This window comes from Vibrio sp. 779(2023) (assembly GCF_033344285.1).
Lineage (GTDB): Bacteria > Pseudomonadota > Gammaproteobacteria > Enterobacterales > Vibrionaceae > Vibrio > Vibrio alginolyticus.
In genome coordinates this window covers 1-1,365 of record NZ_JAWPOM010000107.1, presented here as the reverse complement: position 1 = coordinate 1,365, position 1,365 = coordinate 1, and the positions used below count along the sequence as shown (strand labels likewise).

Here is a 1,365-nt window from a genome sequence, read left to right as displayed (position 1 = left end):
AAGGCATTACGCATAAAGTCTTCGCTGCCCATACCAATGTTGGTGTATTTCTGGATATCTTCCAAAAACGTACGGTGCACCGCCGATACTTTCTCTTGGCTTAAATCTTTTGCACGCGCCATTGCACTACCAACGCGCTGTACTTGTTTCGGTTCTAAATGACGGATGATGCCAGCCGCATCTTGCTCATTCAGACTTAATAACAAAATGGCCGCTTTCTCTTCACCAGTAATGGTGGAGGCATCAAACTCAACTGGCATGCCTGCGCCGTTTTCATCTTGAGGTACGATATCGTTAGCCATTTTCGTTCATCCAGTTTTTCACAACTTGAGCCGCTAGCTCTGGTTCGTTCGCTACAAGTGCACGAACCGCTTTCAGTACGTCTTCATCTTTATGAAGGTTAGGCAGATCGATACTTGAACCAAATTCAAACAGCTCACTGCTTTCAATGTCGCTACCAATTAGGCTGGTTTCGCCATCGGCACCAATTGGCAAACCGTCTGGGCCGTACATTTCATCGTCGTCATCACCAGCTGGGTTAAGCAGTTTCTTCATTGCAGGGCGAACCAGTACAAGCACAACCACGATGATAACTAAAGCGCTGGCGAACCAACGAACCCAATCGTTGAAGTTCGGGTGTTCCCAAATCGGTTGGTCAACAAGCTGCTCGGTTTCTGGCTCGGCAAACTTGACGCTCAATACGTTAAGTAAATCACCACGAGATTGATCAAAGCCGACGGTGCCAATCAACACCTGACGAATCGCGTTGATTTCACCTTCCGACATTGGTGTGTAAGTCACTTCACCTGTATCTGGATTAACTTGGCGACGGTCTTTGATGGCAACTGAAACAGTTTGGCGCGCCACTGTGCCCGTTTGCTTACGCTCATGGCTAATCGTGGTGTCTAGCTCGAAGTTGCGGGTCGATTCTTTACGTACAGAGCCTTGCCCCATTACCGAGCCGTCTTTCATTTGCGCGACGTCTTGCGGAATAGAAGCATCCGCCGGAGGCTGATTACTAAGCGCACCCGGAATGCCTGCTACCATGTTGCCGTTGTTGTAATCTTCTAGCGCGTACTCGCTGCGGGTCGATGGCGTATTTGGGTCGAAACGTTTACGAGTTTGCTCAACCGCACTGAAATCCATTTGGATATCCACTTGCGCGGTGTAGTTACCAAAACCAAGAATAGGCAACAGAACAGAGTCGATTTTTTCACGCAATGCTTGTTCTTGGCTGCGTTCTAACTCTTGCTCTTTACGACGCGCGGCAGATGCCGGATCTTGCGAACCAGAGCTCAACAAACGTCCATGCTGATCAGTGACGGTAATGCGCGATGTCTTCATGCCTGGAACGGCACTCGCGAC

The 1,365-nt window shown here is 49.2% G+C and carries 1 protein-coding gene and 1 pseudogene; both read right to left on the bottom strand.

Annotated features, from left to right (window positions below; translation table 11 throughout):
• Window positions 1–302: pseudogene (locus R8O70_RS25320) on the bottom strand (flagellar motor switch protein FliG); the annotation flags it as partial.
• Window positions 295–1,365 (bottom strand): flagellar basal-body MS-ring/collar protein FliF (fliF, locus tag R8O70_RS25315; protein ID WP_318184469.1); only part of this gene is annotated, 1,071 nt, incomplete at its 5' end. The pseudogene R8O70_RS25320 and the gene fliF, both read right to left, overlap by 8 nt.